The organism is Lentzea sp., from assembly GCF_036380075.1.
Taxonomy (GTDB): Bacteria; Actinomycetota; Actinomycetes; order Mycobacteriales; family Pseudonocardiaceae; genus Lentzea.
The window spans coordinates 1-15,935 of sequence record NZ_DASVFL010000338.1; the positions used below are offsets into that span (position 1 = coordinate 1).

General features: G+C 70.3%; 10 protein-coding genes. 9 read left to right on the forward strand and 1 reads right to left on the reverse strand.

Going from position 1 to position 15,935, the window contains the following annotated elements:
• From VF330_RS36075 to VF330_RS36085, 3 genes are all read left to right on the forward strand, one after another.
• Nucleotides 1–340: carbohydrate ABC transporter permease (locus VF330_RS36075; RefSeq protein WP_330856224.1), on the forward strand; the 340-nt coding region annotated here is incomplete at its 5' end.
• The gene (locus VF330_RS36080) at nt 340–1,167 is read left to right on the forward strand and encodes a carbohydrate ABC transporter permease (RefSeq protein ID WP_330856225.1); all 828 of its coding nucleotides are present in this window, start codon (nt 340–342) and stop codon (nt 1,165–1,167) included. The genes VF330_RS36075 and VF330_RS36080, both read left to right, overlap by 1 nt.
• Nucleotides 1,168–1,169: 2 nt before the next feature.
• The gene (locus VF330_RS36085) at nt 1,170–2,321 is read left to right on the forward strand and encodes a mandelate racemase/muconate lactonizing enzyme family protein (protein WP_330856226.1); all 1,152 of its coding nucleotides are present in this window, start codon (nt 1,170–1,172) and stop codon (nt 2,319–2,321) included.
• Nucleotides 2,322–2,352: 31 nt separating this feature from the next.
• On the opposite strand, the gene VF330_RS36090 is transcribed toward VF330_RS36085, so the two are convergent.
• Complete coding sequence (locus VF330_RS36090) at nt 2,353–3,126, reverse strand: FadR/GntR family transcriptional regulator (RefSeq protein ID WP_330856227.1); 774 nt, start codon at nt 3,124–3,126, stop codon at nt 2,353–2,355.
• Between the two features lie 329 nt (nt 3,127–3,455).
• Between VF330_RS36090 and VF330_RS36095 the strand changes: the two genes are divergently transcribed.
• The 6 genes from VF330_RS36095 (at nt 3,456) to VF330_RS36120 (ending at nt 15,889) form a co-directional block, all read left to right on the forward strand.
• On the forward strand, nt 3,456–5,831 hold the full coding sequence (locus VF330_RS36095) for an RICIN domain-containing protein (protein ID WP_330856228.1): 2,376 nt from the start codon (nt 3,456–3,458) through the stop codon (nt 5,829–5,831).
• A 436-nt stretch (nt 5,832–6,267) separates the two neighbouring features.
• Nucleotides 6,268–7,611 (forward strand): endo-1,4-beta-xylanase, encoded by a 1,344-nt coding sequence (locus tag VF330_RS36100; RefSeq protein WP_330856229.1) that lies wholly within the window; start codon nt 6,268–6,270, stop codon nt 7,609–7,611.
• An 89-nt stretch (nt 7,612–7,700) separates the two neighbouring features.
• Nucleotides 7,701–9,413 carry a family 43 glycosylhydrolase gene (locus VF330_RS36105; protein ID WP_330856230.1) on the forward strand — a complete coding sequence of 571 codons (1,713 nt, stop codon included), beginning with the start codon at nt 7,701–7,703 and terminating at the stop codon, nt 9,411–9,413.
• Nucleotides 9,414–9,474: 61 nt separating this feature from the next.
• Nucleotides 9,475–10,764: a cellulose binding domain-containing protein gene (locus VF330_RS36110; RefSeq protein ID WP_330856231.1), complete on the forward strand. Its 1,290-nt coding sequence runs from the start codon at nt 9,475–9,477 to the stop codon at nt 10,762–10,764.
• A 20-nt stretch (nt 10,765–10,784) separates the two neighbouring features.
• Nucleotides 10,785–12,077: a ricin-type beta-trefoil lectin domain protein gene (locus VF330_RS36115; RefSeq protein WP_330856232.1), complete on the forward strand. Its 1,293-nt coding sequence runs from the start codon at nt 10,785–10,787 to the stop codon at nt 12,075–12,077.
• Between the two features lie 68 nt (nt 12,078–12,145).
• Complete coding sequence (locus tag VF330_RS36120) at nt 12,146–15,889, forward strand: glycoside hydrolase family 2 TIM barrel-domain containing protein (protein WP_330856233.1); 3,744 nt, start codon at nt 12,146–12,148, stop codon at nt 15,887–15,889.
• Nucleotides 15,890–15,935: the final 46 nt, after the last annotated feature.

Here is a 15,935-nt window from a genome sequence, read left to right on the forward strand (position 1 = left end):
CCTCGACCCGTCGCTGCTCGACGCGGCCGAGGTCGACGGCGCCACCCTGCCCCAGACCGTCCGGCACGTCGTCGTCCCCGGTCTGACGCGCACCATCCAGTTCGTCTTCGTCACCACCCTCATCGGCATGCTGACGTCGATGTTCGGCCTGGTCTACGTGATTACGAGCGGCGGCCCGGAGGGGTCGACCTACCTGCCCGAGTACTACGTCTGGATCCAGCAGGGGCAGATGAGCCGGCCCGCGCTCGCCTCCGCCGCGTCCACCGCGCTGTTCCTGATCATGCTCGTGGTGGGGCTGGCGCAGATCGCCGTCCTGCGGCGCACGGGCCGGGAGGACTGATGGCCCGCACCCGACCGGCCAGGTGGGTGGCCGCGATCCCGATGGCGCTGCTCGCGCTGGCCACGGTCTACCCGCTGGTGTTCACCACCAACGTCGCGCTGAAGACCCGCCGCGAGTACGTCCTCGACCGGTTCTCCCCGGCAGGCGCGTGGAACTGGGACAACCTCGTGCGGGCGTGGACGAGCGTGGGGATGTCGCGCTACTTCCTGAACTCGGTGGTCGTCGTGACCTGCTCGGTCGCGCTGCTGCTCGTGGTCGGGTCGATGGCGGCGTTCGCGTTGGCACGGCTGAGGTTCCGCGGTTCGTCCGCGCTCTTCCTCGGCGTGCTCGCCGCGCTGTTCGTCCCCTTCCAGGTGATCATGGTCCCGCTCGCGCGGATCATGGCGGGTGCGGGGCTGACCGACACCTACCCCGGTCTCGTGCTCGCCTACACGGCGCAGTTCCTGCCGTTCACGATCTTCCTCCTGACGAGCTACTACTCCACCGTGCCCGCCGACGTCGTCGACGCCGCACGCATCGACGGGAACTCGGTGTACGGGGTCTACTGGCGGATCATGCTGCCGATCGGCGCCCCCGCCCTGCTGTCCGTCGGTGTGCTCGACGCGTTGTTCTGCTGGAACGACGTGCTGATCGCGCTGCTGCTGATGCCGTCCGCCGAGCACCGGACGCTCATGGTGGGCGTCACCTCGTTGCGCGGCCAGTACTCCGACGACATCCCGACCTTCGCCGCCGGCGTGCTGATCGCGGCGGTGCCGGTCCTCGTCGTCTACCTGTTCCTGCAACGCCAGATCGCCGACGGCGTCACCGCCGGGTCCACGAAGGGCTGACCATGCGCATCATCGGATACCGGACTCTCACGACGGTCCAGGACTGGGGCCGGCCCGTCGGCGACGCCAACGGCGTGTACGCCGACGGAGTCGTGCGGGTGCCGATCGTCGTCGTCGAGACCGACGCGGGCATCAGCGGCGTCGGTCTCGGTCCCTGCGTGGAGATCGAGAACGTCTTCGCCGCCATCGAGGGCGAGGACCCGCGGTCGGTCACCGCCCTCTACGACACGATGCTGCGCCGCACGTTCAAGGCGGGTCATGCCGGCGCGGTGTTCGGCACCATCGGCGCGATCGACACCGCGTTGTGGGACATCAAGGCCCAGGCCGCGGGGGAACCGCTGTGGCGGCTGCTCGGCGGGCGCGACCGCCGGGTGCCCGCCTACGCCTCGGGACTCGACATCGCGCTGGACGACGACGAGCTCGTCGCGGTGTACGGGGCCTACGCGGAGCTGGGCGTGCGCGCGGCGAAGATCAAGGGCGGCCTCGACGTCGAGCACGACGCCCACCGCCTCGCCCTCGTCCGCGACGTCCTCGGCGGGGCACGGCGCGCAGGACGGCCCAGCCTGATGCTCGACGTCAACGAGACCTGGACGCGCAAGCAGGCCGTCCGGTACGTGAGCGAGCTCGAACGCACGCTGGACCTCACGTGGATCGAGGAACCCGTCCGGCGGTGGGACGCGGAAGGGCACGCGGCGGTCGGCCGCGGGATCCGCGCCTCCGTCGCCACCGGCGAGAACCTCACCGGCCTCGAACAGCACCGGGCGCTCATCGCGGCCGGGGCCGTGGACGTCGTGCAGACGGCCGCGGTCTGGGGCATCACGCACTTCCTGCGGGTCGCCGCGCTCGCGCACGCGCACGACCTGCCGGTCAGCCCGATCGGCACGACGCCTGCCGGTCTGCTGCACGCCGCCACGTCCGTGCCCAACCACCTCGTGAGCGAACTGCAGGACCTCCACCCGCCGGTGGGCGTCTCCGTGGACGTGCGCGTGGAGGACGGCGCCTACGTCCTCGGCGACGGTCCCGGGCTGGGCGTGCGGGTGGACGAGGAGGCGGTCGCCCTGGCGAGCCACCTGCTGCCCGACCCGCTGGCCGGCGGTGCGCACATCCGCCCCGAACGCGCCGGGCGGCGGCTGCACGCGGTCGACACCGGCTGACGCCCGCTCGTGGCGCGACCGGCGAGCGCCGTCACCGGTCGATCCGGCCGGGATCCCCCGCTTCGCCGCGGCGCACGAGCCACGCCTCGGTGATGTGGGTGAACATGGCCTCCGCCGCACCAGTGGGGTCGTGCGCGGCGATGCGGTCGTAGACGCGCCGGTGCCCGGCGTTCGACGCCTGGCACAGCTCGCGGCTGCTCTCGCCGCGGTAGCCGGCCGTGTGGAGGGCCTGCGACTGCAACGAGCGCACGACGCCGCGGGCGATGCGGTTCCCCGACGCCACCATGACCGCGTCGTGGAAGAGGCGGTCGTGCTCCTCGTAGCCGGCGATGTCGTCGACGAGCTCGTCCATCCTGTCCACCAGCGCCCGCAACCGTTCGACGGTGTCGTCGTCCGCCGTCCGTGCCGCGACGTGCGCCATGTCGGACTCCAGCAGCCGCCGGGTCACGACGAGGTCGTCGAGGGTCGCGAGGCTCTCGTCCTCGGCGATCGCGGCGACGAGCACCTGCGCGTCGAGCATGTTCCACCGCACCGGCGGGTTCACGGTCGTGCCGGAACCCTGGCGCACCGTGACCAGACCCTTCTCCTGCAACACCTTCACCGCCTCGCGGATGACGGTCCTGCTCACCGAGAAGGTCTCGCAGAGCACCGGCTCCGGCGGCAGGGTCATGCCGGCGGGATAGGTGTGCCGCACGATGCGCTGCACCAGTTCCGCGGTGACGGCGGCGGCGAGGCTGGCGGGCCTGCGCGTCCATCCCGGATCCGCGGACACACCCGGTTCCGCCTGCTGTCCTGTCGTGGTCATGCTCGACTCCGTTGCGCCGCGGCGGTGTTGATCTCAACCCGACAGTATACGTAACACCATTGACGTCACACGTCATACGAGTTACGTTCGGTGTGTTCCGCTGGCCGGTCTCCGCACACACCGCCGGTCGTGTTCGCTCCGCCCGAACGGAACAGTCGCGACCCGAGCGCCGACACCCCGCGACGCGCGATCCGCGGTGCCGCACCGGGATCGCCACCCGCCGCGTGCGCTCACCCTCACCCGCCCGGACGTTCCGGCGTGTCCCGCGCCGACCGTCCACCCAGGACACCCACCCCGACGGCCGCCGCGTCCCCACCTCAGGAGGTCACTTGTCCACGTCCTCGTTCCCCGCGGCGCGGCGGCGAACAGCTCTCGCCGCCGTCGCCGTGGCGGTGGCCGCGGCGGTCGGCACCGCTCCCCCGGCCTCGGCCGCCACGACCACCCTCCACGCCTCGCCCTCGGGCACCGGCACCGCCTGCACCGCAACCGATCCGTGCTCGTTGCCGGCCGCGCAGTCCGCCGTGCGGTCGCGCGCCGGGTCGATGTCCGGCGACATCGTCGTGGAGCTCGCCGGCGGGGTGTACCGCCTCTCGCAGCCGTTCCGGCTCACCGCGGCCGACTCGGGCACCAACGGCTACCGCGTGCTGTGGCAGGCGGCCGCGTCGGCCCGTCCCGTCATCAGCGGCGCCAGAGCCGTCACGGGCTGGACGCTCGCCGACGCGGGCAGGAACATCTGGCGCGCCGACGTCGGCGCCGGGCTGGACAGCCGGCAGCTCTACGTCGACGGCGCGATCGCCACCCGTGCGCGCACGCAGGTGAACCGGTCCGACTTCACCTTCACCGACACCGGCATGCGCTTCTCCAACGGCGCCTTGAACTACCTGAACTCCCTGGCGAACCAGAACCGGGTGGAGGTGGAGAGCGTCAACTCCTTCACCGACAGGTACTCGCCGGTGCAGAGCATCAGCGGCGGCTTCCTGACGATGCAGCAACCCGCGTGGAACAACAACACGTTCGGCTACGACACGCTCAACAACCCGTTCCGCGCCGGCCCGCTCTACCTGGCGAACGCGTACGAGTTCCTGGACGCGGCGGGCGAGTGGTACCTCAACCCCGGTACCGGAACCCTGTACTACATCCCGCGTTCCGGGCAGAACATGAGCACCGTCAGCGTCGAACTGCCCACGTTGCAGTCGCTCGTCGCCGTCGGCGGCACCTACGACGCGCCCGCGCACGACATCTCGTTCAGCGGCATCACCTTCACCGGCACGTCGTGGCTCGGGCCCAGCAGCAACCAGGGCTATGCCGACCAGCAGACCGGCGCCTACATCTCCGGCAACTGGAACTGGCCGGCCGACCGGATCAACTCCTGCCGCAGCGGCTGCCCGGCGTTCGAGGCGGTCCGGCCGCACTGGTCGCAGATGCCCGCCGCGGTCCAGATCTCCGCGGCCGCCCGCGTCACCTTCACCGACTCCCGCTTCGTCAACCTCGGGCAGACCGCCATCGGCATCGGCAACGACGCCAACGCGCACACCAGCGGCGTGGGGCTGGGCGCGTCGGGCATCACGGTCACCCGATCGGAGATCGCGCAGAGCTCGGCGGGCGGTGTCGTGGTCGGTGGCGTGCGCGCCGACGCGCACCACCCGAGCGACCAGCGGATGGTCAACCGGGACATCACGGTCAGCTACAACCGCGTCCACGACCTCGGGATCGAGTACCGGGGCATCGTGTCGGTGCTCAACACCTACGTCACCAGCGCGACGGTGGCGCACAACGAGGTCTACAACCTGCCGTACTCCGGCATCTCCCTCGGCTACGGCTGGGGCTCCAACGACGCGGGCGGCAGCAACCACTACGCCGGCAGGGGCCTCTACAACTACCAGCCCCGCTACTCGACGCCCACGACCGCGTCGGGCAACAAGCTGCTGAACAACTACGTCCACGACGTGATGCAGCAGATGACCGACGGCGGCTGCATCTACACGCTGGGCTGGAACCCGAACGCGGAGATCAGCGGCAACTACTGCCTGCGCACCAACGGTTTCTTCGGGCTCTACTTCGACGAGGGCTCCAAGTACTACCGCGCGACCGGCAACGTCTTCTCCGCCACGGGAACGTGGGCCACCGCCAACTACGGCGGTGGCGAGAACATGGGCAGCTGGACGCTCACCGGCAACTGGTCGAGCAACGGCAGCAGCAACATCTCCAACGGCGACCGCGGCAACGTCGTGAACAACAACACCGTCGTCTCCGGCGGTGCGTGGCCGGCCGGTGCCCAGGCGGTGATGGCCGCCGCCGGGCCGGGCGGCAGCAGTGGCGGCGGACGCGAGAACGTCACCGTCGTCGGCACGCAGTCGGGTCGTTGCCTCGACGTCGCCGCCACGGCCAACAACACCGCCGCGCGGCTGTGGGACTGCGGTGGTGCGAACCAGCGCTGGAACTACACCTCCGCACGGCAGTTCACGATCGGCGGCAAGTGCCTCGACGCGTCCGGGAACGGCACCGCGAACGGCACCGCGGCGATCCTCTGGGACTGCCACGGCGGCCTGAACCAGCAGTGGGCACTCAACGCCGACGGCAGCGTCACCGGCGCGCAGTCGGGGCTGTGCCTCGACGCCAGCGGCAACGGGACGGCCAACGGCACACCGGTCGTGCTGTGGGCGTGCCACGGCGCCGCGAACCAGCAGTGGAGCCTGCGGAGCTGACCGGCGCGCCCGCCAGGGCGGACCAGCGGCCGTCCGGCCCCGGAGCACCCGCGCGGTGCCCGGTCCGGACGGCACCGCCCTGCGCCGGAAACGCTAAAACTGTTAGCGCTCACTTTAGCTGCGGCTCGATTTGTTCGAATGTTTTCGACGGCGTTCGACATTGTTCGACACGTGAATTCACCACGCTTCCGCAGCACTTTCCGCCATCCAGCCCAATTCCCGCGAAACATCGCGTTCGCCGTCTTGTGAGCGTGAACAAGGAGCTGCAACACTCCTGGACGGCGCACTCGCAGCGGTATGTGAAATGGGGACGGAGATGCCTCTTTTCCGCCGAAGACGGCTCGTTTCCGGCACCCATGTCCCCCTGCACCGCGGGTGACGGAGGCACAACTCACTCACGCCCGCATTCCGGGCACGTCCGGTGAAAGTGTGGAAGATGAAACTGACAACGAGGTCGGTGGCACTCGTCCCGATCATCACGACTGCCGTGGCGGCGGCCCTGGGGGCCGTGTTCATCGCGTCCGCTCCCGCCAACGCGGCGACCACCCTCGGAGCGGCCGCCGCGCAGTCCGGCCGCTACTTCGGCACCGCCGTCGCGGCGGGCAAGCTGAACGACCAGACGTACGTGAACATCCTCAACACCGAGTTCAACATGGTCACCGCCGAGAACGAGATGAAGTGGGACGCGACCGAGCCCAACCGCGGCCAGTTCAACTACTCGAGCGGCGACCGCATCCTCAACCAGGCCGTGAGCAACGGCAAGCGGGTCCGCGGCCACGCCCTGCTGTGGTACCAGCAGGAACCGGGCTGGGCGCAGCGCCTGGAGGGCTCCGACCTGCGCCAGGCCATGATGAACCACGTCACGCAGGTCGCCACCCACTACAAGGGCAAGATCTACGCCTGGGACGTCGTCAACGAGGCCTTCGCCGACGGCGGCAGCGGCGGCCGGCGTGACTCGAACCTGCAGCGCACCGGCAACGACTGGATCGAGGCGGCGTTCCGCGCGGCGCGGGCGGCCGACCCGGCGGCGAAGCTCTGCTACAACGACTACAACACCGACAGCATCAACGCGAAGTCCACCGGCATCTACAACATGGTCCGCGACTTCAAGTCCCGCGGCGTGCCGATCGACTGCGTCGGGTTCCAGTCGCACCTGTCCAACAACGCGCCGTCGGACTACCAGGCGAACCTCCAGCGCTTCGCCAACCTCGGCGTCGAGGTGCAGATCACCGAGCTCGACATCGCCGGCAGCAACCAGGCCAACGCCTACGGTGCCGTGACGAGGGCGTGCATGGCCGTGCGGGCCTGCACGGGCATCACCACGTGGGGCATCCGCGACACCGACTCGTGGCGCACTGGCGAGAACCCGTTGCTGTTCACCGGTTCCGGCGCCAAGAAGGCCGCGTACAACGCGGTGCTCGACGCGCTGAACGCGGGAGGCCCCGGCCCCACGACGACGACCACCACGACGACCACCAACGGCCCCGGCCCCGGTGGCTGCACCGCGTCGGTGTCGTTGAACCAGTGGTCCGACGGGTTCGTCGCCACGGTCAAGGTCACCGCGGGCTCCAGCGCGCTGAACGGCTGGCGGGTCACGGCGACCCTGTCGAACGGCACGGTCACCTCCTCCTGGAGCTCCACCCGCAGCGGCAGCAGCGGCAGCGTGACCTTCACGAACGTGGACTACAACGCCGCGGTGCCCGCGGGCGGGTCCACCGAGTTCGGCTTCCAGGGCACCGGCAACGGCTCGGGGCTCACCCCCTCCTGCACCGCCGCCTGACGTTCCGCACCACACCACCGGAGGACGGCTTCCGCGGCCCGGGCGCACGACCCCGGGCCGCGGAGCCTCCCTGCCCTCGGGAGACGACGATGGCCACGAAACGCAGGTTCTGGGCGACCACCGCCGCGGTGGTGGGACTGCTCCTGACCGTGATCGCCCCGGCGAGAGCGGACAACCCGATCGTGCAACACATCTACACAGCGGACCCGGCGCCGCTGGTCCACAACGGACGCGTGTACCTCTACACGGGACACGACGAGGACGGCTCCACCTGGTTCACCATGAAGGAGTGGCGGGTCTGGTCCTCCGCCGACATGGTCAACTGGACCGACCACGGCTCCCCCATGAACCTCTCCACGTTCAGCTGGGCCAAGCAGGACGCCTGGGCCGGCCAGGCGATCGAGCGCAACGGCAAGTTCTACTGGTACGTCCCCGTCGTCACGAAGGCGACCGGCCGCCCCGCCATCGGGGTCGGCGTCTCCGACAGCCCCACCGGCCCGTTCCGCGACGCCATCGGCAGGCCGCTCGTCGAGAACGGCGAGATCGACCCGACGGTCATGATCGACGACACCGGCCAGGCGTACCTGTACTGGGGCAACCCGAACCTGTCCTACGTCCGCCTCAACACCGACATGATCTCCTACACCGGCGGCATCAACCGCATCCCGCTCACCACCGCGGGGTTCGGCACGCGCACCGGCGACCCGAACCGGCCCACCCTCTACGAGGAGGGTCCTTGGGTCTACAAGCGCAACGGCCTGTACTACAACGTGTTCGCGGCCAAGTGCTGCTCGGAGTTCATCGCCTACTCCACCGCGACCAGCCCGACGGGACCGTGGACCTACCGCGGCACCGTGATGCCCACCCAGGGCGGCAGCTTCACCAACCACCCCGGCATCGTCGACTTCAAGGGCAGCTCGTACTTCTTCTACCACAACGGCGCCCTGCCCGGCGGTGGCGGCTTCACCCGCTCCGTCGCCGTGGAGAAGTTCTCCTACAACGCCGACGGCACCATCCCGACGATCAACATGACCACGACCGGACCTCCGGCGGCGGACACGCTCAACCCGTACGTCCGCCAGGAAGCCGAGACGATCGCCTGGGGCAGCGGCCACGAGACCGAGCCGTCGAGCGAGGGCGGCATGAACCTCTCCAACCTCAACAACGGCGACTACGTCAAAGTGAAGAACGTGGCCTTCGGCGCCGGTGCGAACCTCTTCACCGCGCGGGTCGCCGCCACCGCCGCCGGCAGCTCTATCGAGGTCCGCTCCGGCAGCCCGACCGGTGCCCTCGCCGGCCGGTGCACGGTGCCGAGCACCGGTGGCTGGCAGAACTGGACCACCGTCTCGTGCCCGGTGAGCGGGCTGACCGGCACCCGCGACCTCTACCTGAGGTTCAGCGGTGGCAGCGGTTTCCTGCTCAACGTGAACTGGTGGACGTTCGGCACCGCCGGTGAGGAGCCGGACCCGGAGCCGGAGCCGAACCCCGGCGACCCGGCCTGCACCGCCGCCTACACCGTGACCAGCACGTGGTCGGGCGGGTTCCAGGCCGACCTCACCGTGACGAACAAACGCGCCACCGCGACCAGCTCCTGGCAGGCCAGCTTCACGCCGCCGGCGGGGCAGTCCGTCACCCAGGGCTGGAACGGCGTCTTCTCCCAGCAGGGCGGCAAGGTCGTGGTGAGCAACGCGAGCTTCAACGGCTCCCTCGCGCCCGGAGCGTCGGCCACACCGGGCTTCACGGGCGCGGCGACCGGCAGCTCGTCCGCCGTGCCGTCCGACCTGACCTGCACGACTTCCTGACCGCACGGCGGTCCCAGCACCGGAGGAACAACGATGTTCCAGCAGCACGAGGGGTGTCACCATGTCCCGGCGTAGGTTCGCGCTCGCGATGGCGGCCGTGAGCGCCGTGGTCTTCCTGGGCGCGGCGGGCATCGCCGCCGGCGGCACGACACCGGGCCAGGTCACCGCGATGGCGGGCACGGCCGGGTGCGGCAAGGCACCCGCTCTCACGAGCGGCCAGCACACCATCAGCAGCGGCGGTCAGAACCGCACCTACATCCTGCGGGTGCCGGCGAACTACGACAGCAACCGCCAGTACCGGTTGTTCGTCGGTCTGCACTGGCGCGGCGGCACCGCCAACGACGTCGACTCCGGTGGCAGCGACGGCTACAACTGGTCCTACTACGGGCTGCGCAAGCTCGCCGACGCCGCGAACAACAACACGATCTTCGTGGCACCGCAGGGCAACGGCAACGGCTGGGCCAACCCCGGCGGCCAGGACCTGACGTTCATCGACGACCTGGTCCGGCTGCTGGACACCAGCCTGTGCGTCGACACGGCGCAGCGCTACGCCGGTGGCTTCAGCTACGGCGGCGGCATGTCCTACGCGATCGCCTGCGCCCGCGCCAAGGTGTTCCGCGCGGTCGTCGTGTACTCGGGCGCCGAGCTCAGCGGCTGCTCCGGCGGCAGCGACCCCATCGCCTACCTGGGCATCCACGGCGTCAGCGACAACGTCCTGGGCATCGGTCTCGGCCGCGGGCTGCGCGACAGGTTCGTGCGCAACAACGGCTGCACGGCGCAGAACCCCCGCGAGCCGAGCGCCGGCAGCAGGACGCACATCGTCACCGCCTACAGCGGCTGCCGCGCCGGCTACCCGGTCGTGTGGGCGGCGTTCGACGGCGGCCACACCCCGGGCCCGATCGACTCCGGCGGTGACGGCTGGCGCACCTGGACCTCCGGCGAGGCCTGGAAGTTCATCACGCAGTTCGACGGCGGTCCCGGCCCGACGAGCACCACCACGACGACGACCACGACCTCGAACCCGCCGGGTGGCGCGGAGTGCCGCGTCAGCGACGCGATCAACGCCTGGAACAACGGCCTGACGTCGAACATCACCATCACGAACACGGGCTCCGCGACGGTCAGCGGCTGGTCGCTCGCCTTCACCCTGCCCGGCGGCCAGACCATCACCTCCAGCTGGGGCGCCACCTACTCCCCCGCGTCGGGCCAGGTGACGGCCAGGAACGTCTCCTACAACGCCGACATCGCGCCGAACGCGTCCATCACGGTCGGCTTCCAGGCCAGCCACACCGGGAACGCCGCCGCGCCGGCCTCGTTCGCGCTCAACGGCAAGACGTGCGCTGCCGCGTGACCACCAGGGAAGAGAAACCCATGCGACGCAACACCATCCAACGACGGGCGTGGTCGCTGCTCGCGGCGGCCGCGCTGGTCCTCACCGGCGCCGGCGCCGCCCAGGCCCAGGCGCCGGCACCGGACGGGCCCGCCGCGTTCGCGGGCACGGCCGGCTGCGGCAAGGCGCCCACGCTGCGCAACGGCGACCAGACCATCCAGAGCGGCGGCAAGAACCGGTCGTTCATCCTGAGCATCCCGGACGGCTACGACAGCACCCGCCAGTACCGGCTGGTCTTCGGGTTCCACTGGCTGGGCGGCACGGCGGCCCAGGTGGCGGGCGGCGGCAGCGACGGCGACGTCTACGCCCACTACGGCCTGCGCAGGCTGGCGAACAACACGACGATCTTCGTCGCGCCGCAGGGCCTGAACAACGGCTGGGGCAACTCCGGTGGCGAGGACGTCCGGTTCGTCGACGACATGCTCAGCAGGATCGAGAACGACCTCTGCGTCGACACGACGCAGCGCTTCTCGCTCGGCTTCAGCTACGGCGGCGCGATGAGCATCTCGCTCGCGTGTTCCCGGCCGACGGTGTTCCGCGCCATCGCCGCGATCGCCTCTCCCGGTGAGATCAGCGGGTGCGCGGGCGGCACCACGCCCGTGGCTTTCATGGGCATCCACGGCATCAACGACAACATCGCGTCGGGCCGCGGCCAGCGCGACCGCTGGGTCCGCAACAACGGCTGCACCGCGCAGAACGCCCAGGAGCCCGCGCGGGGCAGCAACACGCACGTCATCACCACCTACTCGGGCTGCCGCAGCGGCTACCCGGTGGTGTGGGCGCCGTTCGACGGCGGCCACCAGCAGGGACCGGTCGACGGGTGCGCGGGGTGCGAGAGCGGCGCCCGCAGCTGGGTCAAGTCCGAGGTGTGGAAGTTCTTCACCGGCGACACGACGCCGGGCCCCACCTCGTTCCGGTTGCGCGGTGAGGCCTCCGGCCGCTGCCTGGACGTGAACGGCGCGGGCACGGCCAACGGCACCCAGCTCATCACCTGGGACTGCCACGGCAACGCCAACCAGCAGTTCACCCAGAACGGCCAGGCGCTCCAGGTCTCCGGCCGCTGCCTCGACGTGCCCACCGGCGCCGGGTCCGGTGCCAGGGTGCAGATCTGGGACTGCCACGGCGGCGCCAACCAGAGCTGGACCCTCAACGGCGGCACCGTCGTCAGCGTCCAGACCGGACTGTGCCTGACCTCGGGCGGCACGGGCAACGGCGCGGCCGTCACCGTGGCGACCTGCCAGGGCGGTGCCGACCAGCGCTGGACGAAGGCCTAGCCCGGGGTCGATGCTCGGAGAGTGCCCCGCCACCGCCCCCTGCCGACGGCGAAAGGCCAGGAGAACACGTGTCCCACGAACCAGAAGAGCAATCAGAGAACCACCCGCGCCCGATCCGCAGGCGCACCCTGCTCGGCGGCGGTCTGGCGGCCTTCGCCGTCCCCGCGCTGGCCGGTCCCGCCGCCGCGAACCCCGCGGCGGCACCGGCCGGTGAGGTGACGGCGGCGGCGTGGCCCGATCCGCCGAACGGCTATCCCGAGTGGAACAACAACATCGGGATCTTCCAGGTCAACTCCCAGCCCGCGCACGCGACCCTGATGCCGTACGCCGATCTCCAGCAGGCCTTGGCGGCGGACCGCTCCACCTCGCCGTTCCGGCTCGACCTGACCGGGACGTGGAAGTTCAAGCACGTCACCAAACCGGCGGACCGCGACCTGAACTTCTGGCGGACCGACGTCGACGACAGCGGCTGGGCGGGTCTCCCGGTGCCCGCCAACTGGCAGCTGCACGGCTACGACAACCCGATCTACGTCAACATCACCTACCCGTGGTGGGGCGGCAACGGCCAGAACGAGAACGCGCAGCCGCCCTTCGCGCCGCAACGGGTCAACGCCGTCGGTCAGTACCGCCGCACCTTCACCCTGCCGTCCACGTGGCAGGGCCGGCGGGTCCACCTGCACTTCGAGGGCGTCAAGGCCGGGTTCTACCTCTGGGTCAACGGCACGAAGGTCGGGTACCGGGAGGGCTCGTACACGCCCTCGGAGTTCGACGTCACCGACCACGTGCGCGCCGGGTCGAACCTGCTCGCCGTCGAGGTGTTCCGGTACCCGGACGGGGACTGGCTGGAGGACCAGGACATGATCCGGCTGTCCGGGATCTTCCGGCCGGTCTTCCTGTACTCGCTGCCGCCCGTGCACCTGCGCGACTTCACGATCACCACCCCGTTGCGGGACAACTACACCAACGCCGATCTCGGCGTGGCGGTGGTGGTGCGCAACAGCGGCGGGCAGCAGTCCGGCACGTTCACGGTCGAGACGCAGCTCTACGACCGGAACCGGCAACCGGTGTGGCCGGAGCCGCTGCGCACGTCGGTGGGCGCGCCCTCGTCCGGCCAGGAGGCCACCGGCCGCGGCTCGAAGGCGGTGCAGGGACCGGCGCTCTGGTCCGCCGAGAAGCCGAACCTTTACACCGCGGTGCTCTCGCTGAAGGACCCGGCGGGCGCGGTCGTCCAGACGGTGTCGGCCAGGGTCGGCTTCCGCGAGTTCGCGCTCAGGGACGGCCTGATGCGGATCAACGGCAAGCCGGTGTCGTTGCGCGGCACCAACAGGCACGAGATGCACCCGGACCGCGGCGCCGCGCTGACCCGCGACGACATGGTCCGCGACATCACGGTGATGAAGCAGCTCAACATCAACTCGGTCCGCACGTCGCACTACCCGAACAACACGATCTGGTACGACCTGGCCGACGAGTACGGGCTCTACGTGCTCGACGAGACCAACCTCGAGACCCACGGCATCCGCGACAACTACCCGGCCTCGCGGTCGGACTGGACCTCGAACGTGCTCGACCGGGCCGCGCAGATGGTGCACCGGGACAAGAACCACCCGTCGGTCATCATGTGGTCGCTCGGCAACGAGGCCGGTGGCGGCAGCAACTTCGTCGCCATGCGCGACTGGATCCGCGCGACCGACCCGACCAGGGTCATCCAGTACGAGGGCGACAACCGGCCCCAGGTCAGCGACATCCGCTCCGCGATGTACGAGAGCCCGGCCGGCGTGCAGAACCGGGCGCGGAACACCTCGGACACCCGGCCGTACGTGATGATCGAGTACACCCACAGCATGGGCAACTCCACCGGCAACCTCAAGGAGTACTGGGACGTCATCCGCGCCAACCCCGTGCTGCAGGGCGGCTGGATCTGGGACTTCGTCGACCAGGCCCTCACCTGGAAGACCTCGTCCGGTGTGACCTACCAGGCCTACGGCGGCGACTGGGGCGACAACCCCAACGACGGCGCGTTCAGCGGCGACGGCATCGTCACCACCGACCGGCGGATCAGCGGCAAGGCGGTCGAGGTCAAGCAGGTCTACCAGGCCGTCAACGTCGCCGCCGGCAGCTCCTTCGACACCGTCCGGATCACCAACGAGTTCCTCTTCACCAACGTCAACGAGTTCGTCGTGGACTGGGCGCTGGTCGCCGACGGCACGGTGGTCCAAAGTGGACAGCTGACCGCGGCGCAGGCCGACGTCGCGCCGTTGACCACCAAGACGGTGCAGCTCCCGGTCCAGCGTCCGGCCAACCCGGCACCGGGCGAGGAGCACTTCCTCCAGCTGTCGTTCAAGCTGCGGACGGCCACGCCGTGGGCCGCCGCCGGTTTCGAGGTGGCGAAGCAACAGCTTCCGGTCAGCCTCGGCAGCCCGTCGGTCGTGCCGGTGCCGGTCACGTCCGTGCCGGTGCTGACGGCCACCGAGACCGGTGACCGCATCACCGTCACCGGCCAGGACTTCACCGTCACCGTCGCGAAGTCCACCGGCGTCATCACCTCCTACGAGGCGATGGGCCTGCGGTTGCTCAGCTCCGGGCCGGTGCCCAACTTCTGGCGGGCGCCGACCGACAACGACGTCGGCAACGGACACCCCAGCCGCAACGCCACGTGGCGCTACGCGGGCACGAACCGGGCCGTGAGCCGGGTGGCGCTCGACCGGCCCTCCGACCGCGAGGTGCGGATCACCGTGAGCGGCACCCTGCCGACCAGCACCGCGTCGACGTTCACGATGACGTACACGGTCTACGGCAACGGCGAGATCAAGGTCGACACCACGCTGCACCCCGGGTCGTCGTCGCTGCCCTACATCCCCGAGGTCGGCACGCTGCTGATGCTGCCGGGCGAGCTCTCCCGGCTGCGCTACTACGGCCGCGGCCCGCACGAGAACCAGTGGGACCGCAAGACCGGCTCCGACGTCGGCGTGTACTCCTCGACCGTGGCCGAGCAGTGGACCGGCTACCTGCGGCCGCAGGAGAACGGCAACAAGACCGACGTCCGCTGGGTCGCGCTGGTCGACGGCAGCGGCCGCGGCCTGCTCGCGTGCGGCGACCAGCCGTTGGAGGTGAACGCGTCCTACTTCACGCCCGAGGACCTCTCGAAGGGCGTGCGGCACGACTACCAGCTGACGCGGCGGCAGGACGTGGTGCTGCGGCTGAACCTGCGGCAGACGGGCGTCGGCGGCAACGACAGCTGGGGCGCGCAGCCGCTCGACACCTACAAGCTGTTCCCCAACCGGGACTACAGCTACACGTACCGGTTGAAGCCGCTGCCCGACCTGGGTCAGGCACTGGCGTTGTCCCGCAAGCCGGTCGGCAGCGCTGGCAGCGGCTCAGGTCCGGTGCAGACCGGCGTGGACTACCGGCTCGTCGCGCAGCACAGCGGCAAGCTGGTGGACATCAACGGGGGATCGACCGCGGCGGGTGCCACCGCGATCCAGTGGTCCGCCACGGGCGGGCTGAACCAGGTGTTCGACTTCCTCGACTCCAGCGGCGGCTTCTACCGGATCCGCGCGCGGCACAGCGGTCTCGTGCTCCAGGTCGCGAGCTCGAGCAGCGGCGCCGACATCACCCAGCAGACCGACACCGGTTCGGCGGCCCAGCAGTGGCAGGTGGTCGACCAGGGGCTCGGGGTGGTGAGCTTCGTGAACCGGCAGAGCGGTCTCGCCGTGGACGTGTGGGAGCAGTCGACGGCCGACGGCGCCCGCGTCTCCCAGTGGGCCGCGGGTTCCGGGCTGAACCAGAGGTTCGCGCTCCAGCGGCTCTGAGCCGGTACGACGGCCGCGAGGCCCGGGTCGCAGGAGACCCGGGCCT

What these genes read in the sequence shown, in the direction of transcription:
- VF330_RS36080 (WP_330856225.1), top strand. Translation starts at nt 340, where the DNA reads ATGGCCCGCACCCGACCGGCCAGGTGGGTGGCCGCGATCCCGATGGCG.
- VF330_RS36085 (WP_330856226.1), top strand. Translation starts at nt 1,170, where the DNA reads ATGCGCATCATCGGATACCGGACTCTCACGACGGTCCAGGACTGGGGC.
- VF330_RS36090 (WP_330856227.1), bottom strand. Translation starts at nt 3,126, where the DNA reads ATGACCACGACAGGACAGCAGGCGGAACCGGGTGTGTCCGCGGATCCG.
- VF330_RS36100 (WP_330856229.1), top strand. Translation starts at nt 6,268, where the DNA reads ATGAAACTGACAACGAGGTCGGTGGCACTCGTCCCGATCATCACGACT.
- VF330_RS36105 (WP_330856230.1), top strand. Translation starts at nt 7,701, where the DNA reads ATGGCCACGAAACGCAGGTTCTGGGCGACCACCGCCGCGGTGGTGGGA.
- VF330_RS36110 (WP_330856231.1), top strand. Translation starts at nt 9,475, where the DNA reads ATGTCCCGGCGTAGGTTCGCGCTCGCGATGGCGGCCGTGAGCGCCGTG.
- VF330_RS36115 (WP_330856232.1), top strand. Translation starts at nt 10,785, where the DNA reads ATGCGACGCAACACCATCCAACGACGGGCGTGGTCGCTGCTCGCGGCG.